General features: G+C 64.2%; 26 protein-coding genes. 14 read left to right on the plus strand and 12 right to left on the minus strand.

The genetic code is table 11. From position 1 onward, the window contains the following. The first annotated feature begins 75 nt into the window (after positions 1–75). The 6 genes from ACMGF8_RS12705 (at position 76) to ACMGF8_RS12730 (ending at position 8989) form a co-directional block, all read left to right on the plus strand. Positions 76–1728, plus strand: coding sequence for a ShlB/FhaC/HecB family hemolysin secretion/activation protein (locus tag ACMGF8_RS12705; protein ID WP_416760303.1), 1653 nt, complete (start codon positions 76–78; stop codon positions 1726–1728). 76 nt (positions 1729–1804) lie between these two features. Continuing rightward, positions 1805–4798, plus strand: a complete 2994-nt coding sequence (locus ACMGF8_RS12710) for a GLUG motif-containing protein (RefSeq protein WP_416759823.1) — start codon at positions 1805–1807, stop codon at positions 4796–4798. Between the two features lie 198 nt (positions 4799–4996). After that, positions 4997–6103, plus strand: coding sequence for a fimbrial protein (locus ACMGF8_RS12715; RefSeq protein ID WP_416759825.1), 1107 nt, complete (start codon positions 4997–4999; stop codon positions 6101–6103). An 89-nt stretch (positions 6104–6192) separates the two neighbouring features. After that, entirely contained in the window at positions 6193–7113 is a 921-nt protein-coding gene (locus ACMGF8_RS12720) for a LysR substrate-binding domain-containing protein (RefSeq protein WP_102861622.1), read from the plus strand. Positions 7114–7350: 237 nt separating this feature from the next. Next, the gene (locus ACMGF8_RS12725) at positions 7351–8541 is read left to right on the plus strand and encodes a low temperature requirement protein A (protein ID WP_207167229.1); all 1191 of its coding nucleotides are present in this window, start codon (positions 7351–7353) and stop codon (positions 8539–8541) included. 82 nt (positions 8542–8623) lie between these two features. Continuing rightward, positions 8624–8989 (plus strand): 5-carboxymethyl-2-hydroxymuconate Delta-isomerase, encoded by a 366-nt coding sequence (locus tag ACMGF8_RS12730; protein ID WP_102861624.1) that lies wholly within the window; start codon positions 8624–8626, stop codon positions 8987–8989. Positions 8990–9001: 12 nt separating this feature from the next. On the opposite strand, the gene ACMGF8_RS12735 is transcribed toward ACMGF8_RS12730, so the two are convergent. From ACMGF8_RS12735 to ACMGF8_RS12755, 5 genes are all read right to left on the minus strand, one after another. Next, on the minus strand, positions 9002–9940 hold the full coding sequence (locus tag ACMGF8_RS12735; RefSeq protein ID WP_102861732.1) for a LysR family transcriptional regulator: 939 nt from the start codon (positions 9938–9940) through the stop codon (positions 9002–9004). Positions 9941–10120: 180 nt separating this feature from the next. Beyond that, on the minus strand, positions 10121–11029 hold the full coding sequence (locus ACMGF8_RS12740) for a DMT family transporter (RefSeq protein WP_102861625.1): 909 nt from the start codon (positions 11027–11029) through the stop codon (positions 10121–10123). Positions 11030–11050: 21 nt separating this feature from the next. Then, complete coding sequence (locus ACMGF8_RS12745; RefSeq protein WP_102861626.1) at positions 11051–12235, minus strand: cyanate transporter; 1185 nt, start codon at positions 12233–12235, stop codon at positions 11051–11053. Positions 12236–12471: 236 nt separating this feature from the next. After that, entirely contained in the window at positions 12472–12942 is a 471-nt protein-coding gene (gene cynS / locus ACMGF8_RS12750) for a cyanase (protein ID WP_102861627.1), read from the minus strand. Positions 12943–12977: 35 nt separating this feature from the next. Continuing rightward, a complete protein-coding gene (locus ACMGF8_RS12755; RefSeq protein WP_416759829.1) occupies positions 12978–13637 on the minus strand; it encodes a carbonic anhydrase in 660 nt (219 codons plus the stop codon). 108 nt (positions 13638–13745) lie between these two features. Between ACMGF8_RS12755 and cynR the strand changes: the two genes are divergently transcribed. Beyond that, complete coding sequence (cynR, locus tag ACMGF8_RS12760) at positions 13746–14636, plus strand: transcriptional regulator CynR (protein ID WP_102861629.1); 891 nt, start codon at positions 13746–13748, stop codon at positions 14634–14636. Here the strand turns inward: cynR and ACMGF8_RS12765 are convergent. Continuing rightward, positions 14615–15397 carry a transporter substrate-binding domain-containing protein gene (locus tag ACMGF8_RS12765; protein ID WP_102861630.1) on the minus strand — a complete coding sequence of 261 codons (783 nt, stop codon included), beginning with the start codon at positions 15395–15397 and terminating at the stop codon, positions 14615–14617. The genes cynR and ACMGF8_RS12765 overlap by 22 nt on opposite strands. Positions 15398–15578: 181 nt before the next feature. On the opposite strand from ACMGF8_RS12765, the gene ACMGF8_RS12770 reads away from it, so the two are divergent. The 4 genes from ACMGF8_RS12770 to ACMGF8_RS12785 all read left to right on the plus strand — a co-directional run bounded on the left by ACMGF8_RS12770 (position 15579) and on the right by ACMGF8_RS12785 (position 19003). Next, the gene (locus tag ACMGF8_RS12770) at positions 15579–16241 is read left to right on the plus strand and encodes a class I SAM-dependent methyltransferase (RefSeq protein WP_102861631.1); all 663 of its coding nucleotides are present in this window, start codon (positions 15579–15581) and stop codon (positions 16239–16241) included. Between the two features lie 286 nt (positions 16242–16527). Next, a complete protein-coding gene (rnd, locus tag ACMGF8_RS12775) occupies positions 16528–17661 on the plus strand; it encodes a ribonuclease D (protein ID WP_102861632.1) in 1134 nt (377 codons plus the stop codon). Further along, the gene (locus tag ACMGF8_RS12780) at positions 17658–17951 is read left to right on the plus strand and encodes a YcgL domain-containing protein (RefSeq protein WP_016964446.1); all 294 of its coding nucleotides are present in this window, start codon (positions 17658–17660) and stop codon (positions 17949–17951) included. The genes rnd and ACMGF8_RS12780 overlap by 4 nt, the downstream gene beginning before the upstream one ends. A gap of 119 nt (positions 17952–18070) precedes the next feature. After that, positions 18071–19003: a D-2-hydroxyacid dehydrogenase gene (locus ACMGF8_RS12785; protein WP_102861633.1), complete on the plus strand. Its 933-nt coding sequence runs from the start codon at positions 18071–18073 to the stop codon at positions 19001–19003. 112 nt (positions 19004–19115) lie between these two features. Here the strand turns inward: ACMGF8_RS12785 and ACMGF8_RS12790 are convergent, their stop codons facing one another. Continuing rightward, entirely contained in the window at positions 19116–19709 is a 594-nt protein-coding gene (locus ACMGF8_RS12790) for a nitroreductase family protein (RefSeq protein ID WP_102861634.1), read from the minus strand. A gap of 274 nt (positions 19710–19983) precedes the next feature. On the opposite strand from ACMGF8_RS12790, the gene ACMGF8_RS12795 reads away from it, so the two are divergent. After that, positions 19984–20433 carry a YcgN family cysteine cluster protein gene (locus ACMGF8_RS12795; protein ID WP_102861635.1) on the plus strand — a complete coding sequence of 150 codons (450 nt, stop codon included), beginning with the start codon at positions 19984–19986 and terminating at the stop codon, positions 20431–20433. A gap of 50 nt (positions 20434–20483) precedes the next feature. Next, entirely contained in the window at positions 20484–21719 is a 1236-nt protein-coding gene (locus tag ACMGF8_RS12800) for a hypothetical protein (RefSeq protein WP_207167232.1), read from the plus strand. Positions 21720–21758: 39 nt separating this feature from the next. On the opposite strand, the gene ACMGF8_RS12805 is transcribed toward ACMGF8_RS12800, so the two are convergent. The 4 genes from ACMGF8_RS12805 to ACMGF8_RS12820 form a co-directional block, all read right to left on the minus strand. Beyond that, complete coding sequence (locus ACMGF8_RS12805) at positions 21759–22130, minus strand: DUF2892 domain-containing protein (protein WP_115581808.1); 372 nt, start codon at positions 22128–22130, stop codon at positions 21759–21761. Between the two features lie 82 nt (positions 22131–22212). Next, positions 22213–22680, minus strand: coding sequence for an RNA methyltransferase (locus tag ACMGF8_RS12810; RefSeq protein WP_102861638.1), 468 nt, complete (start codon positions 22678–22680; stop codon positions 22213–22215). A gap of 108 nt (positions 22681–22788) precedes the next feature. Next, the gene (locus ACMGF8_RS12815; protein WP_102861639.1) at positions 22789–23166 is read right to left on the minus strand and encodes a YajD family HNH nuclease; all 378 of its coding nucleotides are present in this window, start codon (positions 23164–23166) and stop codon (positions 22789–22791) included. A gap of 49 nt (positions 23167–23215) precedes the next feature. After that, positions 23216–23902 (minus strand): spermidine synthase, encoded by a 687-nt coding sequence (locus ACMGF8_RS12820; protein ID WP_207167233.1) that lies wholly within the window; start codon positions 23900–23902, stop codon positions 23216–23218. A 75-nt stretch (positions 23903–23977) separates the two neighbouring features. Here ACMGF8_RS12820 and ACMGF8_RS12825 point away from each other — a divergent pair, with 75 nt between their 5' ends. Then, complete coding sequence (locus ACMGF8_RS12825; RefSeq protein WP_102861641.1) at positions 23978–24292, plus strand: hypothetical protein; 315 nt, start codon at positions 23978–23980, stop codon at positions 24290–24292. Here ACMGF8_RS12825 and ACMGF8_RS12830 read toward each other — a convergent pair. Then, positions 24289–24762, minus strand: coding sequence for a cyclic nucleotide-binding domain-containing protein (locus ACMGF8_RS12830; protein ID WP_102861642.1), 474 nt, complete (start codon positions 24760–24762; stop codon positions 24289–24291). The two genes, ACMGF8_RS12825 and ACMGF8_RS12830, sit on opposite strands and share 4 nt — an antisense overlap. Positions 24763–24856: the final 94 nt, after the last annotated feature.

Genomic DNA, 24856 nt, shown 5'->3' on the forward strand with positions numbered 1-24856 from the left:
GCCGGGCTGCCGGCCGGTGGATGCAAAGAGCGAGATGCGGAGCGGTTGCGAGTGCCGTCGGCGCTGCGACCGGGGATGTTGCTGGCGCTGTTGCTGCCCGTGCTGGCGCAGGCCCAGATGCGGGTCCAGGTGCCCAGCGTCGGACAGGCCATACGGGATATCGAAGCCACCCAGCCAGCGCTGCCGCGGCCCTCCGATGAGGTGCAACTGGATGTGCCCAAGGCCGAGCGTTCGACGCCGGCCCCGGACACTTCGGGTGTGCGCTTGCAGGTCAAGGCCTTCGTCATCGAGGGCAATCAGGTGTTCAGCGATCAGGACCTGCAGCCGCTGCTGGACGATTTGCGCGGTCAAGAACTGGACCTGGGCGGTTTGCGTGACGCAGCGCAGCGCATCACCGCCCATTACCAGCAACAGGGCTATCTGCTGGCCCGGGCCTTCTTGCCGGCCCAGGAAGTCGATGGCGGCGTGGTGCGCATCGAGGTCATGGAAGGTCGCTATGGCCGGGTCGAGCTGAGCAACCAGTCCCGTGCCCGGGATGGCGTACTGCGTGGGCCGCTGGCCGCACTGGACGATGGCGCGGCGGTCAACAGCGCGGACCTTGAGCGCAGCCTGCTGCTGCTTAACGATCTGCCCGGGGTCCGGGTCAAGGGCACGTTGCGTGCGGGACAGGCCCCCGGCACCAGCGATCTGCTGGTGGAGGCACAGCCCGGTCCCTGGGCCAGTGGCAGCCTGGAGGCCGACAACTTCGGCGGCTACCACACCGGCGAGTTCCGCCTGGGGGGCAGCTTCAACCTCAACAACCCCCTGGGCCTGGGGGACCAGATCAACTTGCGCCTGCTGGGCAGCGATCGGGACCAGCGCTACTGGCGCGGCGCCTATCAACTGCCCGTGGGGCCCTGGTCGACCCGGGTCGGTGCGGCCTATTCGCACATGAGCTACGAGCTCAACAGAAAACGCGTGAAGAAGCTGGAGATGAACGGCCAGGCCAGTGTCCAGAGTGTCTTCCTCGCCCAGCCGATTCTGCGGGGACGGACCTTCGACCTGAGTGCGCAACTGCAGTACGAGAACAAGCAGCTGCGCGATGACATCGACCTGTTCGAGCTGAGCAAGCGCAAGCACATCGAGTTGTGGACCCTGAGCCTGGGCGGCAACCGCCAGGACCGGTTTCTCGGCGGTGGCTACAACCAGTTCAGCCTGTCCTACGGCTCGGGTCGCCTGACCTTCGATGACGCCTTTGAGCAGCGCCTGGATCGCTATACCGCCGCCACCGGCGGCGGCTTCGCCAAGACCAACCTGCAGGTTGCGCGCCTGCAGCGCCTGGGCGACCGCTTCCAGCTCTATGCCCAGGTCAATGCCCAGTGGACCTCGGCCAACCTCGACAGCTCGGAAAAGATGGGGCTGGGCGGCCCCTATGGGGTGCGCGCCTATCCCCTGAGCGCCGGCATTGGCGACCAGGGCTGGCAGGCCGGCCTGGAGCTGGGCTACGCCCTGGCACCCGGCTGGCAATTGAGCCTGTTTGCCGACAAGGGCTACGTGCAGGTCAACCGCCTGCCCTGGACAAACGAGATCAACACCCAGCGCCTGCAATCGGCGGGCCTGGGGGCGCGCTGGAGCGGCGAGCGGCGGCAACTCAACCTGAGCAGTGCCTGGCCCCTGGATAACCAGAAGGCCGGGGACGGTCCCGAGCGCACCCCGCGGATATGGGTGAGCGCGACACAGTTTTTCTAAAGGCCTGCGTGTGCTTTGGAAGTAGTGCCGTTCTGCGAAAAACAGCAGGGCGTTTAAACGTCAATAAGGAGTCATTGTGAACAAGATTTATGCGTTGGTATGGAACCAGGCCCAAGGTCGCTGGAGCGTAACCTGCGAGGGCGCGCGGCGCCGGCGTCGCAGTGGTGGGCGCAAGGGGTTGCTGGTGATGGCAGCCGGCTTGCTGGCCCTGGGAGGACTGACGCCGGCAATGGCGCTGCCCGAAGGCGGCACGCTGGTTTCCGGCAGTGCCAATTACGACGTCAATGGCAACAACCTGGTGATCAATCAAAAGACCGACAAGCTGATCACCAATTGGAACGAGTTCAACATCGCCGCCAATCAATCGGTGACCTTCAACCAGCCGGGACGCGAGTCCATCGCCCTGAACCGGGTGACCGGCTTCAAGGCCAGCAACATTCAGGGCGCGCTGAACGCCAACGGCCAGGTGTTTCTGATCAACCCCAACGGGGTGTTGATCGGCCAGGGCGCCCAGGTCAACGTCGGCGGCCTGGTGGCCTCGACCCGTGGCATCAGTGACGATGACTTCAATAACGGTCGCTACCAGTTCACCGGAAAGTCGGCGGTCGAAGTGATCAACGACGGCAAGATCACTGCTGCCGATGGCGGCTACGTGGCGCTGCTGGGCGCGCGGGTGCGCAACAACGGCGAAATCGTCGCCAATCAGGGCGCCGTGGCCCTGGGGGCCGGCAACGATTTCACCCTGAGCCTGGGTAACGACAATCTGATCAGCTTGCAGATCAACGGTGCCGCCGCGGATGCGTTGGCGCAGAACACGTCGTTGCTCAAGGCCGATGGCGGCCAGGTGCTGATGCTGGCCAAGAACTCCAATGCGCTGACTCAGGCGGTGGTCAACAACCAGGGCGTGATCGAGGCCAATACCCTGTCCAACAAGGATGGACGCATCGTTCTGGATGGCGGCGAGCGTGGCGTGGTCAATGTGGGGGGCAAATTGACGGCCAACGCCTTAGCCACCGACGGCAACGGCGGTACAGTTCAAACCTCGGGCGCGGTCACCCGGGTCGAACTCAACGCCGAGGTCGATACCCGCTCCAGGAACGGTCGTACCGGCACCTGGATCGTCGAGTCCAATGAGGTCAAGGTGGGTTCCACGGGTGAGCCCGGCAACCCGACCCTGGTCGAAAGCACGCTCTCCCAGAACCTGAACAACACCAACGTTGATCTGCGTAGCCGCGATGGCGATGTAGCGGTGGCCGCTGCGGTCGAGTGGAAAAGCGGCAACCAACTGGCCCTGACCTCTGCCAAGGACGTCAAGGTCAATCAACGGATCAGCGCCACGGGGACCAACTCGCGTCTGGAACTGAACGCCGCCAAGTCGGTCCGGCTCGACAGTCACGTGAGCCTCACCGGCACCAGCAACAGTCTGGGGGTCAATCATGGCGAGCAACTGATCGTGGGCGACAAGGGACTGGTGACCTTGTCCGGAGGCGACGCCGGGTTTGACGCCAATGGCAAGCAGCACAAAGTGATCCAGAACAGCCAGCAGTTGCAGGCCATCGGCAACAAGCTCGATGACCACTATGTGCTGGGCAATCAGATCAAGGGCTCGGGGAGCATCAACTCGATTGGCGGCGACCAGGTGTTCACCGGTTCCTTGAACGGTCTGGGCAATACCATCAGTGGCTTCACCATCAACAGCTCGGGCCTGTATGCCGGATTGTTCGGCCAGTCCTCCGGCAGCATCAGCGATCTGAAGCTGGCCTCGATCACCGTAAACGGACAAAACAGCCGCAACGGCTTCAGTGAAATTGGCGGTCTGGTGGGGCGCAACAGCGGCAGCATCGAACGGGTCAGTGCCAGCGATATGCAGGTCTCCGCTAATAGCGACCAGCGCAACAAGGTCGGCGGCTTGGTGGGGGTCAACTACGGTGGGTCGATCAAGGACTCTTCGATAGCGGGTTCGCTGTACGGCGGCGCCCATACCACGGCCATCGGCGGCGTGGCCGGGGAAAACCGCTTCGGCAGTGTCAGGGCCGGTCTCATCAGCGGCAGTTCCAGTCATGTCGATATCACCACCAAGATGTTCAAACAGGCCATGGGCGGCGCCGGAGGACTGGTTGGGGTCAACAAGGGCGCCGTGATTGCCGACTCGTCGAGCAAGGGCACCATCGGTACTTACAATCCGCTCTACAAGGGACTGAACCTGGGCGGGCTGGTGGGTAATAACCAGGACGGCACCATTACCGGCTCCCGTTCCTCGATGACCGTGTACGGCGCGCTGGGTAGTCATATTGGCGGCCTGGTCGGGTTCAACCGCTCAGGCATCATCCGCGGGTCCAGTGCCAGCGGTAACGTCTACGGGGTGGGCAGCGAGGCCGCTGGGGGGCTGATCGGCTCGCAGCAGAACCAGAGCGTGGTCAGCAACGTCCAGGCCACCGGGAATGTCATTGACCTGGCCGGCATGAATCTGGGCGGGCTGGTTGGAAAAAGTGACGACAGCACCATCAGCGGCTACATCGAGGCCAAGGGACAGGTCAAGGGAGGGGCGAAGGCCAACGTCGGCGGTCTGGTCGGCAGCAACATTGGTGGCCTGATCTACGATGCCAAGGCGCTGGGCGCGGTGGAGGGCTATGCCAGCAGTAATATTGGCGGGCTGGTGGGCTACAACGATGGCGACCTGGTCTCGGTCGAGGCCCATGGCAAGGTATTTGGCGATACCTACAGCTCGGTGGGCGGACTGGTGGGCTTCAACTCCAACTACTCCAACCACGTCATCGAGCGTGCCGTGGCGACTGGCAATGTCCATGGAACCTGGCACAGCAAGGTCGGGGGCCTGGTCGGCGATAACCAGTCGCGGATCGTCAACTCCGAGTCCCGTGGCCGCGTCAGTGGCGGCTGGCGTACCACCCTGGGTGGGCTGGTGGGCGTGAACGAGGGGCAGATCCAAGGCTCGAAATCCACCGGCAAGGTCGATACCGTCTGGGCCTACTTCCAGACGTATGGTGACCAGATCGGCATCAACCACGGCTCCTACTCGTCGGCCCGGGTGTCCAGCGGCCTGATGGACTAAGGCGCGTCGGCAAGACCTCGGCCCGGCTGCCAGGGACTGTCCCTGGCACGCCGGGCACTTGCAACCTGTTCACTATCGATTGACCGGCTCCCGGGGCGCCGCAGCGTGCACCCGGGGCCGGCTTGGAAAAGGAGGCAATGACCGATGAGAGATCCATGGCTCAGGCTCCTCAGCGATGGACGACGGCCCGGTCTATTGATGCGCGCGATCATCTTGATGCTGTTGTGCGTGCAAGGGGGCGCACCGGTGTACGCGGCTATCGAGGGCAAGGCCAAGGGGTGCGTGTTCAGTAGTTATGGCAGCACTGCCCAGGACTGGTTGGAAATCACGCCATTGACCCGGAGCACGCCGGTGGGTTCGGTATTGCAGCAGCGTCACGTGAACCCGGTGATCGAATACACCACCGAGGAATCTGCTACCCAGGAGCAGCATGAGTTGGTGTCCGCCGCGCATTTGCCCGGGGTGAGATTTCCCGACGGCATCATTCCGACCAATATCGATGGCATCAGCTTCCAGGTGACGGCCTATCCTACCGGCGCGGGCCCTCATATCCTCACGGGCAATTTCTATCCCCGGGTACTGGAAAAGTACGGCGTGGAGCACGCAAACGACGCGTTGAAAAAGGTAGTCACGGCCTACGTGTATTCGCTGATCCTGACCCGACCCGCTGACGAGTTGCCCAAGGGTGCGCTGGTGGTCAACAGCTTGAGCGGTGCCCAGGTGGCGCTATACGCGCTGGATCTGGACCAGGGGGTGGTGACGGTCGGGCAACATTTGCAGGAGCTGCCGCAACACGACAATAGAGAGCGGTGTTCGAAACAACTGCTGCTCAACGAGCACGACCTGCTTGGTTCCGAAGGCGTCAAGTTCACCGCCCAGTGCCAGGTGGTCACCCGCAACGTTACGCTGCGCCTGGGCAGTCCCTCGGCCCATGACTTTCCCACGCTGGGCTCGACCTCGCCGCCCTCGGCCGTGGCCAGGCTTGAGGTCAACGACTGCTCGTTCAACAGCCTGCCGAAGGTCTCGTTCAGCGCCGAACCCGCCTCGCGCTGCGACCCGACAGGGATCCTGGGGCTGACTCAATCGGCTCAGGATCAGGGGCGGTCCGTCGCCAAGGGCGTTGGTATCGTCATGTTCAACGAGCAGATTCCGCGTATTCATTGCAATGGCACCCCATATGCCATGGAGCGCCTGTTGGGCAGCGATAGCGCCAGCTTCAGCTTTCGCGCCCAGTACATTCGCACCGGTCCCATCACCGAGGGGGCAGCCAACAGCAGCGCCCAGTTCAACTTCACCTTCGACTGAAACACCGGCGCTGGCCACGGGTGTTTACCTGGACGCCAGCCCCCCGGCCTTTCTACACTGACCGCCGTCTGGGGACCGGGGGCACACCGATGAATCGCAATGAACTGCGCAAGGCCGACATCAACCTGATGGTGGTGTTCGAGGCGTTGATGCTGGAACGCAATGTCACCCGGGTAGCGGAGAAGCTGTTTCTCGGCCAGCCCACCATCAGTTCCGCCCTCAACCGTTTGCGGGCGATGTTCAACGATCCGCTGTTCATCCGCGTCGGCCATCGCATGGAACCCACGGCGCGGGCCGAGCAGCTTATCCAGCACCTGTCGCCGGCCCTTGACGCGCTGTCCTCGGCCCTGAGCCTGACCCACGATTTCGATCCCGCCAGCAGCACCATGACCTTCCGTATCGGCCTGTCCGACGACGTCGAGTTCGGCTTGCTGCCGCCCTTGCTGCGAGCCCTGCGCCAGGAAGCACCGCAGGTGGTGGTCGTGGTGCAGCACGTGGACTACTGGCGGATTCCCGACCTGCTGGCGTCCGGCGATATCACCGTGGGCATCAGCCAGACCCGGGGCCTGCCGGCCAATGCCAAGCGCAAGCTGTTGCGGCACATTCAGCCCTGCTTGCTGCGGGCCGACGCCAGCGACACGCCGCTGACCCTCGATGAGTACTGCGCGCGGCCGCATGTGCTGGTGTCACACACCGCCAATGTCGCAGGCTTCGCCGATGAGTGGCTGGCGGAGATCGGCCGTACCCGCCAGGTCGTGCTGTCGGTGCCCCAGTACAGCTCGCTGCCGGCCCTGCTGGCCGGGACCAAGCTGATTGCCAGCCTGCCGGACTATGCCGCCGCCGCCATGGCCGCCTCGGGGCAGCTGTACTGCGAGCCGTTTCCGTTCAAGACCCCAACCCTGGACCTGTCCATGGTCTGGCTCAGCCATGTCGACACCGACCCCGCCGAGCGCTGGCTGCGTTCACGGCTGGAAGCCTTCATGAGCGAGCGGGCGCCCCTCGCGAGCTAATCGTGTTTTGTAGCCGCTGCCGCGGGCTGCGATGGACCGCGCAGCGGGCCCGAAACCGGCCCATGCGGTCTGCCTGGCGGATCGGGGGGCGGCCTTGCCCGTCCTGCGGACTGGGTCGCAGCCTGCGGCAGCGGCTACAGCGGCGCAGTGAACGGAGGCCGCCCGCTTGGCATTGGCGCGGGCGGCTGCTTTGCTGTGTAGGTCTTCGGGTGAAACATTGATCGGTGGAGTGTGCCCATGAGTCGTTCCCGTTCCCTGTTGCGTGGGCGTGGCAGCCACGACAGCGGCAAGGTTGGCATGGTCGAGCTGTTCTTCGACCTGGTGTTCGTGTTCGCTGTGACCCAGTTGTCCCATTCCCTGCTGGCCCATCTGTCGCTGGGCGGGGCGCTGCAGGTGGCGTTGCTGATGGTGGCGGTGTGGTGGGTGTGGATCTTCACGTCGTGGATCACCAACTGGCTGGACCCGGAAACCCTGCCGATTCGCCTCGGGTTGTTCGTGCTGATGGTGGCGGGGTTGCTGCTGTCGTCGTCGATTCCCCAGGCCTTCGGTGAGCGCGGCCTGCTGTTCGCCGGTGCCTATGTGTTCATGCAGGTGGGCCGCACCGCCTATGCCCTTTGGGCAGTGCGCGGCGAGCCGGTGAACATGACCCGCAACTTCCAGCGCATCCTGTTGTGGCTGACGTTCTCGGGGGTTTTCTGGATCACCGGCGGCCTGCTGGAGGGCCCGCAGCGGCTGGCCTTGTGGGGGCTGGCCCTGGCTATCGAAGTGCTGTCGCCGTCGCTGTATTTCTGGGTGCCGGGGCTGGGGCGTTCGACCCTGGCCGACTGGGATGTGGAAGGCAATCACATGGCCGAACGCTGCGGCCTGTTCGTGATCATCGCCCTGGGAGAATCGCTGCTGGTGACCGGTGCCACCTTCGCCGAGCTGACCACCAGCGCCCAGGGTCTGCTGGGGTTCGTGGTGGCGGTGCTGGGCAGTATCGCCATGTGGTGGGTGTATTTCGACAGTGGCGCCGAGCGTGCCCACCACCGTATCGCTCATTCCGACGACCCGGGGCGTCAGGCGCGCATCGCCTACACCTATCTGCATCTGCTGATCGTGGCCGGGATCATTGTCAGTGCCGTGGCCGATGAGCTGGTGCTGATGCATCCGGAACACGCCAGCCAGGCCGGGGTGCTGGTGATAGTCGGTGGTCCCTGGCTGTTCCTCTTGGGCTGCGCCCTGTTCAAGTGGGTGATGAACGATCGGCCGTTACCGCCGCTGTCGCACCTGGCCGGGCTCGCGGTGCTGTTGCTGTTGTTGCCGGCCGCCTGGAATCAGCTGTTTTCCGCTCTGGCCCTGGGCAGCCTGACCACCTTGGTGATGGTGCTCGTGGCCGCCTGGGAAACCCTGGCCCTGCGCGAGCGGACAGCGACAGCGGGGCAATGAGGCCGGCGGATAATGCAGGCGCGGGGGCGGGGCTTGTGTAGTATGGAGCGCCTTTTCCCCCTGACAGACCAGGAGTTCTGCCATGCCGCACCTGCATATGGAATACACCGCCAACCTGCCCCAGCTGGACGTCGACAAGGCGCTGCTGCGGCTCAATCACGGGCTGGTGGCCTCCGGGCAGTTTGCCGATGAGTTCGATATCAAGAGCCGGGCAGTGAAGGTCGAGTCGTTCCGGGTTGGTACCGGTCTGGGGGAGCGGGCCTTTGTCCACGTCAAGTTGGCCCTGCTCAGCGGCCGCTCGCCGGAGATCAAGAAGCAATTGTCCGAGAGCCTGCTGGCCCTGCTGCAGGACCTGGCGCCCTGGCCGGCTGAGCTGGCGGTGCAGTTGTGCGTGGAGATCATCGACATCGACCGCGCGTCCTACAGCAAGGCGGCTGTCGGTCTCTGATGGGGGCTGGGCCTAAAGCAGGCCCGGTTCGGCGCAGACCTTGACCACTTGTTCGCGGAACCAGGTCTGCGCGCTGTCCTGATCGGTGTTCTGGTTCCATTGCATGTCCAGGGTGAACCCCGGCAGGCCGCTGGGGGCCTCGCAATGGTTGAACACCGCTTCGTTGGCCAGCAAGGCCTGGATGCGTCGGGGCAGGGTCAGGATGAAGTCGGTGCCGGTGATCATTTTCAGCGCTGCGCTGTAGCTGTTGGAGCGGGCGACGATCTGCCGCTTGTGCGCCTGGCGGGCCAGCCAGCCATCCACCATGTTGCTGTCCGACGTCCAGGGCGTAGGAAAAACGTGGCGCCGTTCGATGAACGATTGCAGGCTGAAACGCGGCTCCCTGGGCGGCGTGGCGCGCTTGTCGAAGACGCACACCAGGTCGTCCTCCAGCAGCATCTGCGACTTGAAGTCGGCATGGCTGCGATGGAAGTTCGGACCAAAGCAGATCACCAGGTCAATGCTGCCGTCACGCAGCTCCTCGGCAGGAATGTCGCTCTCAAGCTTCTGCACATTGACCGTCACCGGCAGGTCGGCGTAGTCGAACCCCTTGAGCAGGCGCGGCAGGATCAGCAGCTCGAAGTATTCCGGGGCGCAGAGGTTGAAGGTCACGGCCTGGCGGGTCGGATCGAAGGCCGGTACGCCGCTGTGGCACAGGTTGATGCTTTCCAGGATCTTCAGCACGTGGCTGTACATGCTGGTGGCCTTGTAGGTCGGGCGCATGCCGGTGCGGGTATTGATGAACAGCTCGTCCTCGAAGCCGTTGCGCAGTTTCTTCAGGCAGTAGCTGACAGTCGACTGACTGACGCACAGGGTTTCCGATACCCCGGTGACACTGCTTTGCTCGTACACCGCGATAAAGACCATCAGGTCCTGCATGTCGAGTTTTCTGAGCACGTTGCTGATGAGCATCTGTTCCATCCCGCTGAGCACCTGGCGCCGGTGGCGCACAAACCGGGTCGATGCTAGCGGAACGATCGTCCTAATCAAATGCCCGGTGTGGGGATTCGCGGACAGCATCCGGACATTAAATTCCGATAACACGACCTGCGCAGTTTCTCGCAGAATAATGTCCCCTGTCTCAGGGTCATTTCAGGCCATGGCCGCCCCGTGACGGCTGCCGCGCACCAGACCGAACATGCCCAGGGCCACCAGCAGAGCACCGAGCCCTTCTCCCAGGAGCGGACGCTGGCCCAGCCACAACCAGTGGAACAGGGTGAGGAACAGGGTGCTCAGGTAGATGTAGGAAATCACCGTGGACGGGGCGATGACGCCAATGGCCCGGTGCAACAACCAGAAGGTCGCCAGGGTGGCGAACAGGGCCAGGTACAGCAGCCACAGCAGGTCGTGGCTGCCGAGCAGGGCGGCGCTGCGCCAGCCGCCGCTGACCAGGCTGGCGGCAAACAGGAACAGCGCACCGAAGAGCATGTTCCAGAACGTCATGGCGGCCGGGCTGCGGCCTTGCAGGCTGCGGGCCTTGAAGCGCTGGCTGAGGGGCGAATAGGCCGCCATGGCCAGGCAGCCCAGGGCATAGACCGCCATGGCATACAGGGAGGGCAACTGCCCCGGCGCGCCCCCCTTGAGCACCAACAGCAAGGCCCCGGCGCCGGCCACCAGCATCGGCAGCAGGCGGCGTTGCTGGCTGCCGCCGGGCAGCAGCCAGCCTTCGAACGCCAGGGTCAGCAGTGGCACCAGGGTGAACAGAGTCCCGGTGTTGACCGCCGAGGTGTAGCGCAGGGCTTCGAACAGCGAGCCAAAGTACAGCGCCAGCAGCAGGCCCAGTACCGCGTGGGCTCCCAATCCGGCCCGGGTCGGCGCCGCAGCGCCCTTAAACCACAGCAGGGGCACGAACATCAGTGCCGAGAACAACAGGCGCAGGGCTGTCAGCAGCACCGGATCGATGGCCTGGCTGACCTGGGCGGCCGCGAAGAACGAGGCGGCGATCAGCGCTGCCCAGAGCAGCATGCCGAGGTTGGCTTGGGTGAAACTCACAGGGTTCATGCAGGCCTCCCGGGCCGATGCTCAGCGGATGTGCCGGGCGTAATGCCGAGGGTCGAAGCGCAGCACCATGAGGATCATCACCCCCATCACTGCCGTCAGTGACCACCAGGCCCATTCGAAACTGCCCAACTGGTCGCGGATCATCCCCGCCAGCAGCGGTGACAGGCCGGCGATCAGGTAACCGATACCCTGCACGAACGCGGTCAGGCCGCCGGCCCGGCGCGGGTCGGGCAAGTGGTCCAGGGACACGATCAGGCTCATGGGAAACAGTCCGCCAATGCCCAGGCCCAGCAGGCACGGCCAGAGCAGGCTCAGGTGTTGCGGGCTGAGGATCAGGCCGCAAAAGCCGGCGATGATCAGCACCAGCAGGGCCACCAGCACTCGGCGCCGATCCTGGCTGCGGTTGGCGATGGCCGGGGTGACCAGCCCGGAAATCACTTCCATGGCGGTGAGAAAGCCCAGCAGCAGGCCGGCGTTCTGTTCGCTCCAGCCGTTCTCCACGTAGTAGGGCGCCAGCCACGCCAGCACGCAGGTGTAGGACGCGGTGCCAAGACCGAAGAACACCGCCAGCAGCCAGGCCCGGCGATTGCCGCTGAAGGACTCACGCCTGCCGCCGGCGGCCGGCAGGCTAGGCAGTGAACGGCGCTGGGCGGACCAGAACACCAGGGCCAGCAGGGCCAGGCCGGCCCAGATCGCCAGGGCCAGGCGCCAGCTGCCGCTGTGGTTCATCACCAGTGGGGCGAAGGACGCCGCGATGGCCGCGCCGCCCATGATCGAGGTGACATACAGGCCCATGAACAGCGAGACGTTATCGGCAAAACGCGACTTGATCAGGGCCGGCATCAGCGCCTGGATCAGGGCGATGCCGACACCGGCCAGCACGGCGCTGAGAATCAGCTCCGCCGCCGAGTCCATGAACAACCGCGAGACCGTGGCCAGCCCGATGATCAGCAAGGACAGGACCACCGTGCGGTGTTCGCCCAGGCGCTGACTGATGGCCATGCCGAAGAACATCGCCAGGCCCATGGCCATGACCGGCAACATGGTCAGCAGCGACGCCAGGCTGAAACTCAGGGGGACATCGCCACGGATGCCCGACAGCAGAGGGCCTACGGCGGCCATCGACGGCCGCAGGTTGAGGGCCACCAGGACCACGCTGACCATCAGCCAGAGCGCGGGACGGGAACTTGCACGAACGTTTTCCATAACCAGACCTTCAAGGAACAGGGGCTGATTAGGCGGCGAGGGGGACAGTAGGGGCAAATCAGAAAGTCCGCAGTGTTATTTAAAAACTAAATATCACTGCGGACCTGTAACCGCTGCCATAGGCTGCGATTCGGTGCACAGGACGGGGCAAACCGGGCGCCGCGGTTTATCGGTAAGGCCCGGTGCCTCGTTGCGACCCGGCGCCGCCTGCAGCGGCGGCGACTAGGCAGGGTGGATCAGAACGGTTTGGTTGGCAGGTACTTGCCGTCCAGGGTGATTACCGCACGGGAACCACCTTCCGGGTCCTCGACTTTCTTGATGTCCAGCTTGAAGTTGATGGCGCTGATGATGCCGTCGCCGAACTGCTCGTGCACCAGGGCCTTGAGGGTCGAGCCGTAGACCTGGAGCATTTCATAGAAACGGTAGACGGTCGGGTCGGTGGGGATGCCGCCGGCGATGCTACCCCGCAGGGGAATGCTCTGCAGCAGGCGGCTGGCGTCCTGGTCCAGGCCGAGTTTTTCGCATACCTGATCGGCAGCAGCAGCGGGCAGGGCATGCTGGCCCAGCAGAGCGGCGGTGACGAAGGCCAGGCTCAGCCCGGTACCGTCGGCAAGGTCCTGCCACGACAGGTTCTTGCGCGCCTTGGCGTCGATGATGGTGTCGGCCAGGGCCAGGCGTGGAGCTTGGGCGAATTGAGATTGCAGCATGGGTCTGTTCCTCTTGGGGGGATGAAAGGGGTTGTTCAGGCAGCGGTTGAAGCTTGGTTGGCCAGGGCGCAGGTCTGCGGGTGTTCGGTCAGGGAGACAAAGCGCTGGCTGGTGCCGTCGAGGGCGGCGATGGCGCCGCGCTCGATGTCATACACCCAGCCATGCAGGTTCAGCCGGCCCTGTTCCAGGGCCAGGGCCACCGAAGGATGAGTCTTGAGGTTCGCCAACTGGGCGATCACGTTGTCACGCACCAGGGCGTCCAGGTGCTCGGCGGGGGAGGCATGCTGGCGGGCGGCGTTGATCACCTTGGCCGACTCGGCGTGGCGCAGCCAGTTGGCCACGGCGGGCAGGTGATCGAGGCATTTGCAGGTGGAAATGGCGGTCATTGCGCCGCAGTCGGAATGGCCGCAGATGACGATGTCACTCACCCCCAGCACTGCTACCGCGTATTCCACGGTGGCCGACACACCGCCGGGTTCCGGGCCGTAGCTGGGGACGATGTTGCCGGCGTTGCGAATCACGAACAGGTCGCCGGGCTCCTGCTGGGTCAGCAGCTCGGGAACGACCCGACTGTCGGAGCAGGTGACGAACAGGGTGCCGGGGCTCTGCTTGTTGGCCAACTGCCTGAACAGCTCGCTGCGTTGCACAAAGGCCTCGCGCTGGAACTTGAGGAAGCCGTCGATGATGTTCTGCATGGGAGTCTCCTTGCGTCGCTGATGGGGCAAGGATGGAAGTGTTCGGCTATAGCGTCCAAGACCGGTTTATTATGCTTTCCATAAGTCTTGCCTATAGTTGGAGCCGTCATGCTCTTGCGTCATATCCGTTACCTGCTGGCCGTGGCCGAGCATTGCAATTTCACCCGTGCCGCCGAGGCGCTGCATGTTTCCCAGCCGACCTTGTCGCAACAGATCAAACAGTTGGAGGAGTCCCTGGGCACGCCGTTGTTCGACCGCTCCGGACGCAGCGTGCGTCTCACCGATGCCGGTCAGGCCTATGTCGTCTATGCGCGCCGCGCCCTGCAGGACCTGCAGGCGGCCAAGCGGGCGATCCATGATGTGCAGGACCTGAGTCGCGGTTCATTGCGCCTGGCGCTGACCCCGACGTTCACTGCCTACCTCACCGGCCCCTTGCTCAGCCGCTTCAACCAGCAGTACCCGGGGATCGACCTGAGCCTTGAGGAAATGACCCAGGATCGCCTGGAAGCAGCCCTGGCCGAGGATCGCCTGGACCTGGGGATCGCCTTTGCCGGCGAGCACCTGGCGGACATCCACAGCCAGCCGCTGTTCACCGAAACCCTGAGCCTGATGGTCGGCCTGCACTATCCGCAGCAGGGCCAGCAACCCTTGAGTGCCTCGGCCCTGGCTCGTCATTCCCTGGTGCTGCTCAGCGCCGACTTTGCCACGCGCCAGCATATCGACCTGTATTGCCGGCAACAGGGCATTGCGCCGCGTATCTCCATCGAGGCCAATTCGGTGAGTGGGATTGTCGAGATCGTGCGGCGCGGGCCGTTGGCGACCCTGCTTCCGAGTGCCATCGCCCGCGAGCAGCCGGGCTTGCGGGCATTGGCCTTGCAATCACCCCCGGCGCCCCGCAGCGTGGTGCTGCTGGAACGTCGGGGCGCCTATCGCAGCGCCGCTTGCCAGGCCTTTCGGCAGATGCTGCTGGACCAGGACTACGGCGCCGCCAGCCACTGATTCACCACCTGCTCATAGGCGCCGGTGGCCTTGCTCAGGTGCAGCCACTGGTCGACATAGCTTTTCCAGGCCATGTCATCCCGAGGCAGGAGAAAGGCCTTCTCGCTGTATTGCAGGTAGCGCTCGGGGTTGACCGCGCACAGCCCCGGCTTGTGCTTCTGCTGGAAGCGCGCCTCCGAGGCGTCGGTGATCATCACGTCGGCCTGCTTGGTCAGCAACTGATCGAAGATTTTCACGTTGTCGGCGAACAGGATCAGCTCGGCCTTGGGCACATGGGCCCGGGCGAAGACTTCGTTGGTGCCACCCGGTGGTTCGATCAGGCGCACCGAGGGCTGGTTGATCTGCTCCAGGGTTGCATAGCGCTTGAGGTCCTGGCAGCGAACCAGGGGAATCTTGCCGTCAATCCCCAGGGGCTGGCTGAAGAAGGCTTTTTTCTGCCGCTCCAGAGAAACGGAAATACCCCCGACGGCGATATCGCATTGCTGGCTCTGGAAGTCCGCCATCAGGGTCTTCCAGGTGGTATTGATCCACTTCACCCGGACCCCGAGGCTTTTCGCCAGGGATTCGGCCATGTCGATGTCGATGCCTTCGTAGTGGCCATCGTCGCGCAGGTAGCTGTAGGGCTTGTAGTCGCCGGTGGTGCAGACCGTGAGGTGGCCACGTTCGAGCACCCGGTCCAGATGGGAGGTCGGGTCCTGGGCGAAGCTGAGGGCGGGGGCACTGAGGCCGAGCAGAGTGCAGAGCAAGAGGCGGGGCAGCATGGGTCGTTCCTTGAAGTGAAGGGCGGGACGCGGTGCCGAAGCATTATTGGCATCGGCCCTGGGTCGGGCAAGGGTGGCCTGGTGCCCCGCCTGGACAAAACCGCTCGAGGGCTTTCGACCTTTTTTTCACGAACGACTGGTTAACCTGTGGCTTCTGGATACCTACAAGAGTTCGCCAGTCATGTCGTCCCATCCCCCACCATCCATCGAGCTGGAGTTCGCCCGGCGCTATGATCAGGAGCACGCCCGGGTCTGCGGCGAGCCCCGGCCTGCCGGGCTTGCCGCGCGCCTGGCGCTGTGGCGCACGGTGCGCCTGGTACGCCATGCCCTGAAAGTGGCCGGCGAGCCGGGACTGATCCTGGATGTGGCCTGTGGTGCCGGGCGCTACTGGCCGGTGCTGGCCGAACATGGCAACCGGGTGATCCTGGCGTCGGACCCGTCTCAGGACATGCTCAATCATGCCCAGACCCATCACCCGGCCAGCCTGCTGCAACGGGTCAAGACCTTGCACAGCTCGGCGTTCGACATCGGTCTGTCGGCCAATGCGGTGGACAGCATCATCTGCATGCAACTGTTTGCCCATGTGACCCGCAGCGAGGATCGCCTGGCGTTGCTGCGGGAGTTTCATCGGGTCAGCCGTGATTCGGTGATCCTCGCGACCCGGGTCGAGCCGTTGTTCAAGCACCTGGCCACTGCGTGGGGAGAGTCCGCGGCGTCACTGGCGATCGGCAGGGGACAGTTGGAAGGCGAGTTCAAGCAGGCCGGTTTCGAGGTCGTGAGCCAGCAGGATTTTCTGCCCGGCTGCGGGGTGGCGCGGGTCTATGTCCTTAGAAAACCCAGCTAGGTTCTGCACGAACACTGCCTGCGTTTCGACCATGCCGCCACTGCGCGCCTTCGGTGCTACGTAGAAACAGGCTCGCAATGCTCATGTAGGCCCCTACACGCCGCTTGCTCGCCTATTTTTGCCTGGCCTGATCTTCACTCGGCGAGCTTTCGTACAGAACCCGATTGCGACTCTCGGACTATTCTTGCCGTCCGGCATAAGGTTTCGCACTTGCTCTTGTCGGGTGAATGCTCAGAAATCGCCGGAGGCGATATATACTGCGCGCCATTCTTCAAGGGAGAGCCGTGTGGCCATCGATATACACTGGATTCGCGACAACGATAGCCTCGGTCAGTTTTGCGCCGAGTGGCAGCAGTTGCCATTCGTCGCCCTCGATACCGAATTCATGCGGGTCGACACTTTCTATCCCATCGCCGCCCTGTTGCAGATCGGCGATGGGCAGCGCGCTTACCTGATTGATCCTTTGACCATCGACAACTGGAAGCCCCTGGCGGCCCTGCTGGAGAACCCGGCGGTGGTCAAGGTGGTGCATGCCTGCAGTGAGGACCTCGAAGTCCTGCTGCGCCTGACCGGCAGTCTGCCGGCGCCTTTGTTCGACACGCAACTGGCGGCTGCCTACCTGAACCTGGGCTTTTCCATGGGCTATTCACGCCTGGTGCAGGAAGTCCTGGGCATCGAACTGCCCAAGGGCGAGACCCGCTCCGACTGGCTGCAGCGTCCGCTCTCGGAAACCCAGGTCAGTTACGCCGCCGAAGATGCCGTGCATCTGGCCCAGGTGTTCACCGAGCTGCGGCCGAAGCTGTCCGAGGACAAGTACCGCTGGGTGCTGGAAGACGGCGCCGAGCTGGTGGCCAACCTGCGCCGCGAAGTGGACCCCAACGAGGTTTATCGCGAGGCCAAGCTGGCCTGGAAACTCTCCCGTGCCCAGTTGGCGGTGCTGCGTGAGCTCTGTGCCTGGCGCGAGCGTGAAGCCCGTGCCCGGGACTTGCCGCGCAACCGCATCGTGCGTGAACACGCCCTCTGGCCCCTGGCCAAGACTCAGCCCGATACGCTGGCGGCGCTGGCCAAGATCGAAGACATGCACCCGCGTACCGTGCGTCAGGACGGCGAGTTTCTCCTCGACCTGATCAAGCGCACCGCGGCCCTTGGCCCGGATCAATGGCCGCCGGCCGTACCCGAGCCGTTGCCGATCGAAGCCGCGGCCCTGCTCAAGCGCCTCAAGGCAGTGGGGCAGGCCGAGGCCGAGCGTCTGGGCATCGCCCCGGAAGTCATGCTGCGCAAGAAAACCCTGGAGAGCCTGCTCAAGAGCGGCTACCCCAACGGGCCTTACCAATTGCCTGATTCGCTGCGTGGCTGGCGCCGCGAATTGATGGGCCAGGCGCTGCTGGACAGCCTGGCCACCGCCGGAGAACAGCCTTGAAACGTATCTGCTCCATCTATAAAAGCCCGCGCAAGAACGAGATGTACCTCTACGTCCTGAAAAGCGAGGCCCTGGAACGCGTGCCGGAAAACCTGCTGCTGGCTTTCGGCAAGCCGCAACATGCCTTCGACCTGGTACTGACCCCGGAGCGCAAGCTGTCCCGGGAGGACATCCACCAGGTGCTGGAGAACCTCGAAAAGCAGGGCTATCACTTGCAGATGCCGCCGGCGGAAGACGAGTACATCGAGCACTTGCCCGAAGAGTTGCTGCGCCGCAATGATCCGGTCTGACCTCTAGAGGCTCGGTCCCGAGCCGCTGTGAAATGCAATTGACTGACCTGGCCACCGCCTTGATCGATGGAGCAATGCTCCGTCGGCGGCGGCCTGCACCGTTTTTTAAGGTTTGAACCATGCGCGTTCTGATTGCCGAACACGATCACGCTGTTTATGCCCGCCTGTTGCGTCAGGCGGCTCCGGAGCTGGAAGTGCTGACCAGCGGCGATTCCGCCGAACTGTCGCGGCTGGCGGCCGATTGCCCGGTCTGGCTGGGCCAGCCGGACCTGCTGGCGACCCTGCTGCGTCAGGGCCATCAGCCCCAGTGGCTGCAATCCACCTGGGCCGGTATCACCCCGTTGCTGGCCGACGGTCTGCCCCGGCATTACCGCCTGACCCGGGCGGTGGGCATCTTCGGCCAGGTGATGGCCGAGTACGTGCTCACCTACATCCTCGGCCATGAGCGCGAAGTGCTGGCGCGGCTGGTCAGCCAGGTGGAGCGCAAGTGGGACAACCGCCTGGGCCAGAGCCTGGTGGGGCGCAAGGTGCTGATCGTCGGCACCGGCGACATCGGCCAGAGCGTGGCGCAATTTCTGCTGCCCTTTGGCGTGAAGCTGTACGGCATCGCCAGCCAGGCGCGGGAGCAGGCCCCCTTTATCGAAGTGGCTGGCCTGGAAGACCTGGGACGCTTGGTGGGGGAGGTGGATTATGTGGTCAATCTGCTGCCCAACACCCCAAGTACCCACGACCTGTATGACGCGGCGCTGTTCAAGCAATTCAAGTCCACGGGGCTGTTCATCAATGTGGGCCGGGGTGTTTCCGTGGTCGATGGCGACTTGGTGCAGGCCCTCAAGGATGGGCATCTGGCGGGGGCGGTGATTGATGTCTGCCGCCAGGAACCCTTGCCGCAACGGCATCCGTTCTGGACGGCCTGGGGCTTGCTGCTGACGGGCCACAGCTCGGCGCCGACCTCGCCGGAACTGATGGTGCAGTTGTTCGTCGACAACCTGCGGGCCTACCAGGCCAAGCAGGCCTTGCGCGGCGAAGTGGATTTCGCTCGCGGCTACTGAAACGTGCCTGATCGCAGGAGCGAGCTGGCTCGCCGAAGCCGCGCTTGCCAGGCAAGCGCGGCGGCCTTCAGGGCTTCGCGAGCCAGCTCGCTCCTACAGAGGCGATCGCGGCTTAGAGGCTGAAATCGCCTTCGGCCACGGTCTCGCTCAATGGACGGCGCGGGCTCGGCTCTTCACGGGCCTGCAGGTAGTCGGCCAGGGTCGACTTGTCTCCCAGCTTGCCCACCGCTATCGCTGCGTGCAGTGCATAGCCTTCGGGAATCTTCAGCTCCTTGCGGGTCAGTTCCTGGTCGAAGCCGGCCATGCCGTGGGTGTGCCAGCCGCTGAGGCTGGCCTGCAGTGCCAGGTGGCCCCAGGCCGAGCCGGTGTCGAAGGTGTGCCACAGGGCCGGGCTTTCTTCCGTGGCGCCGGGGGCGGTGAAGGTGGTCTTGGAAATCACGATCACCAGGGCCGAGGCATGTTGCGCCCAGCCACGGTTGAATTCGTTGAGCAGGCCGAGGAAACGCTCCCAGTTCGGCGTATCGCGTCGGGCATAGAGAAAGCGCCAGGGTTGCGAGTTGTAGGCCGAAGGCGCCCAGCGCGCGGCTTCGAAGAAGCTCAGCAGGGTTTCTTCAGGGATGGTTTCGCCAGTGAAGGCCCGTGGCGACCAGCGCTGAGTGAACTGCGGGTGGATGGCGTAATCGGCAACGCGAGGATTGGCGCTCATGGAAAAACTCCTGGCAGCAAGTGAGAAGGGTGGAATAAACCGGCAAGCGCAGATCAGCTGAGCGAAGGGGTATTCCTGACCCCGTGCGGTTTGCCGGGTGCAACGCGGTCGAGCGTTAATGGCACTCGGGCGCGGGGTGGTCCGAGGCGCAAAGCTACTGTGCGGGCCTGCTGCTGACAAGCCCCGGCCTACCGACAGTCGTAAGCGCTTGGCCCGCCGGGCCTTCGGCACTAGACTGGCGGCCTTTTCACCCTCGGATACTGATGCTTGAGCCATGGCCGCCAAAGTCGAACCTTTCTGGATACGCAAAACCCTCGAACAGCTCGACCAGGACGAATGGGAGTCGTTGTGCGATGGCTGCGGTCTGTGCTGCCTGCAAAAGCTTGAGGACGAGGACGACAACAGCGTCTATTACACGCGCATCGCCTGCAAACTGCTGGACCTGAAAACCTGCCAGTGCAGCGACTACCCCAATCGCCGGGCGTCGGTGCCCGACTGCATCCAACTGACCCCGGGCAAGGCCGACGAATTCAAGTGGCTGCCACCCACCTGCGGCTACCGCCTGGTGAGCGAAGGCAAGGACCTGCCGCTCTGGCACCACCTGGTGTGCGGCGATCGCGATGCGGTGCACCACGAACGTATTTCCCAGTCCGGGCGCATGCTGGCCGAAGGCAGCGTGGCGGAAGAGGACTGGGAGGATCATCTGATTTTCCGCGCCGGCTGAGGATTCGCCGCGTTGGCTGCAGAACCAGGTTACCCAGGAAAGGAGTGTGTATGAGGGTGGGGGCGAAACTGGCGCTGGCCGCTGCAATGCTGGCATTGAGCGTATCGGCCTTTGCGGCGAAGAAAGTCGATCTGGATTATCACGTGCGTTTCCTGCCCCAGAGCGATCAGGCCGAGGTGCGCCTGACCCTGGCCGAGGGCTCGGCCTTGCGCAGCCTGGACTTCGACCTGGGGCGTGACGGCGACTACAGCGACTTCAAGGCCGACGGCCAATGGCAGGCCGGGGCGGCGGATGCCGGTGGCCAGCGCGGTGTCTGGCGTCCGGCCAGCGGCAAGGCCAGCCTCAGCTACAGGGTGCGCCTGAGTCACAGCATCAAGAAGGGCAGCTACGACAGCCGCAGCAGCGCCAACTGGGCGCTGTTGCGCGGCGAGACCCTGGTGCCCCCGGCCAGGCTTGATCAACAAGATGGCGTCGAACTGGTGGCGCGCCTGGACTTCGATTTGCCGGCCGGTTGGAAAAGCATCGAAACCGCCTGGCCGCGTATCGGCAAGAATCGCTTCCGCATCGACAATCCCTCGCGACTGTTCGACCGTCCCGCGGGCTGGATGCTGGCCGGCAACCTGGGCAGCCGCCGTACGCGTCTGGGAGCAACCGAAGTCAGCGTGGTGTCGCCCCTGGGCCAGGGCATGCGCCGCATGGACGTGCTGACCCTGTTGACCTTTGTCTGGCCGCAAGTACAGGCGGTGTTCCCGCGTCAGCCCGGCAAGCTGTTGATCGTTGGTGCGGCCGATCCGATGTGGCGCGGCAGTCTGGCGGGGCGTGACTCGCTGTTCCTCCATAGCCGCCTGCCCCTGGTCAGCGAGAGCGGCAGCAGCCCGTTGTTGCGGGAACTGGTGCAGTCACTGTCGCGGATCAACGACAGCCAGGGCAGCGACTGGATCAGCGAGGGGCTGGCGCAGTACTACGGCATCGAACTGTTGCGCCGGGCCGGTGGCATCAGTGACGAGCGCTATCAGGTGCTGCACAAGCGCCTGGTCCGGGACAGTCACAAGGTCGACAGCCTGCGGGGCGAGCAGGTAGACAGTGCCACCGTGGCCAAGGCCGTGCTGCTGTTGCAGGAGCTGGATCGGGAAATCCGCCTCAAGACCCGCAACAAGCGTTCCCTGGACGATGTGCTGCAAGCGGCGATGCGCCTGGAAAGCGTCAGCACCGCCGAGTTCATCCAGCTCAGTGAAAACGTGCTGGGCGAATCGTCCAAGGTCCTGGACACCAGCCTGCTGCATTGACCCTTGCCCGCGCAGGGGATCCGCAGGAACGCCTTCGCCTCAAGCCTTGGGCGTCTTCACTTCATCATTGCTGGCCGCCTTGGCATGGCGGCTGGCCGCTTCGGCATTGGCCTTCAGAGTGCGCAGTTCTTCCCCGGCGCGCTCGATCTTGCTGCGCACGTTGTGCATGTCCTGGCGGCTCTTGTGCAGCAGGCTTTTCGCCGAGCTATGTCCGGTAATCCCCCGGGCCAAGGCCACGCCACCGATGGCGACTTGAATCAGGCCGAACACGCCGCCGCGGCGCAGGCCCTTGCCCATCATCACCACGCCACCGGCCAGGGAACCGATGCGCTCCCAGCCCTGGACGTTCTGGGTCGGTTGGCTCGGCAAGGGTGTGGCTTCGATCGTTTGCAGCTGTTTGCGCTCGCTCATGCTCTGTCTCCAAGGGCGGTGTGGGATACAAAGCTGACTGCACCAGGGCGTCGCTGGTTCCCGGGGATTGATCGACGGGTTTTCAGTACTTCGGACCGGAGCGGGTGTTGTTGCCTTTGGCCAGGCGATCGTAGAGCACCACGTTGACCGTGGCCGCCAGGTTCATGCAGCCGGTGGTGGGGATGTAGACCACGTCTTCGCACCAGTCGCGGATCTCCTTGTCGAGGGAGCCGTCTTCCGGACCGAAGATGTACAGCGCACGGTCCGGGTGGGTGTATTCCGGCAGCGCACGGGCGCCTTCCACCAGTTCCACGGCCACCGGGATGCAGCCCAGGGGGAGGATTTTCTTCAGGTCGTCGATGCCGATCAGGGGAATGTCCTGGTGGACCTTCTTGGTGTCGGTGACGAAGTCGCGGGCACGTTCATAGCGCTTGCCGGTGTAGAACACCGAGGCGACGCCATAGCAGCCGGCGGCGCGCATCACCGAACCGACATTCTCCGGTGACTTGGGGTTATACAAACCGATGCAGCTGTACCTTTTGTTTGCCACGAGCGAGGAGCCTTGGGGGAAAAGAGCGCGATTATACGGGGATTGTGCGGGGTGTGGCGGGGTGCTCGGCGGTTCGCGGGCAAGCCGGGCGGCTGGCCCGCGAAAAGCTTACTCGTCGTCTTTCTTCATCAACCCGGCCAGGGCGGCAAACGGGTTGTGGGTCGCCTTGGCAATTTTCGGGGTGCTCAGGGAGCCTTCGCCGAAGTACTGCTGGTCGGTGTAGCGCGAGTGCTCGTTGTCATGGCAGTACAGGCACAAGAGTTCCCAGTTGGAACCGTCCTGGGGGTTGTTGTCGTGGTTGTGATCGCGGTGGTGCACGGTCAGCTCGCTCAGGCGCTTGCCGGAAAACTCCCGGGCGCAGCGGCCGCAGACGTGGGGGTACATCTTCAGCGCCTTGTCGCGGTAGCCCATTTCCCGGTCGCGCTGGGCGTCGGCAAGGATACGGTCCAGCTTGGCGGTGTTGGACGGGGGAGTGGACGAACTCATGGGTTCACCTTTGTAGAAGGACTAATGACGGTAATGGACAAAGTTTAGCTCAGGCCTTGAGCTTCTCGGCAATCCAGATGGTATGCCGGGTGCCGCGATTGCCGTGAGCGTACACCTGCACTTCCTCGGCCTTGAAGCCGGCCTTGCGCAGGCGCTCGGAGAACTTCTGGTCGGCGCTGGCCGACCACACCGCAAGAATGCCCTTGGGCCGCAGAGCGTGGGCACAGGCGGCCAGGCCGGCGCTGGAGTAGAGCCAACTGTTGGCTTTCTGGGTCAGGCCTTCGGGGCCGTTGTCGACGTCGAGCATGATCGCGTCGAAGCCCTGGGGCTCGGCCTGCAGGACCTTGGCCACGTCTTCCAGGCGGATCACCGTGCGCGGGTCCAGCAGCGGCCGGCCGGACTTTTCCCCGAGCGGGCCGCGGTTCCACTCCACTACCCCGGGCACCAGTTCGGCGACCACCACCTCGGCGCTCTGGCCCAGGTGCTTGAGGGCCGCGGCCAGGGTGAAGCCCATGCCCAGGCCGCCGATCAGCACCCGCGAGTTCGGGCGCCCGGCGACCTTGCTGCAGGGAATCTGCGCCAGGGCGTCCTCGGAGCCGTGCATGCGGGTGTTCATCAATTGGCCGCCGTCGCCGCCCTGGATCTTGATGACGAAATCCTCACCGTATTCGAACAGGCACAAGGCACCGCCGTTGTCGGGAATCGCAGTGGTGTCCAGCAGTACGAAACGTTTCATGGAGATCTCATTGAGGAAGGCAAAAGCTCCCGGTTGGGAGTAGCCTGACGCCAGACAATAGCAATGGAGCCATTGATGAAGCGCACTATTCTAACGGTGATTGCCCAAGCGGCGCTCGCCCTGACCGCCGCCCTGGCGCTCAGTGCTGGCCCGGCCCTGGCCGACGAGCCGCAAAGCGCCCCGGTGGTGACCCCGACGCCGACCCTCGGCACCCCGGGCACGGCCACCCCCACGCCTTATCCGCAAGTGACCCCACCCAGCACGCCGAAAACCGGCAGCAGTGGCAGTGCGCCCTTGCTGCCGCCCATCGACATGCCCAAGCCGCCCAAGGATCAGACCCTGCCGGGGCTGGAGCAGAACGACAACAAGGCCAAGGTGCAAGGAGCCTAGATCTGCTGTGCGAGCAACTGGCCGTCGGCCATGCGCAGGCGCTTGGACAGGGAAATAGCCAGGGCGCGGATGATCTTGGCGGCGATCTTCGGCGCATCGTTGAGCATCTTCTCCAGGGAGTCCTTGCCCAGGTTGAGCAACTGGCAATCACTGGCCGCCACGCAGGTGGCCGAGCGTCGCTCGCCATCGAGCACCGCCATTTCGCCAAAGGCCCGGCCGCTGCGCAGGGTGGCGATGGTCAGCGGCTGGCCGTCCAGGGTGCTCTTTTGCACGGCCACCTGGCCGCTGTGGATGATGCACATGAAACTGCCGGCATCGCCTTCACGAAAGATCGCTTCGCCTTCGGCGATGCTGCTGATGCTGAAATAGCCGGCCGCCGCGTTGAAGTCGGCGGGCTGCAGTTGGTCGAACAGGCCGCAGTCCATCAGCCAGTCGCGGATCTCGTTGTTCAGTAAGGTGGGTTCAGACATGGGATCAGGGTCTTTTTCTTGTGTCTGTTGCACGGGCGCAGGCCCGGTCCGGCGGTTGCCGGCGGCGGTCCAGGGTTAAGACAGGAGCGCCGCC

Source organism: Pseudomonas sp. BNK-7, assembly GCF_048072025.1.
Taxonomy (GTDB): Bacteria; Pseudomonadota; Gammaproteobacteria; order Pseudomonadales; family Pseudomonadaceae; genus Aquipseudomonas; species Aquipseudomonas danubii.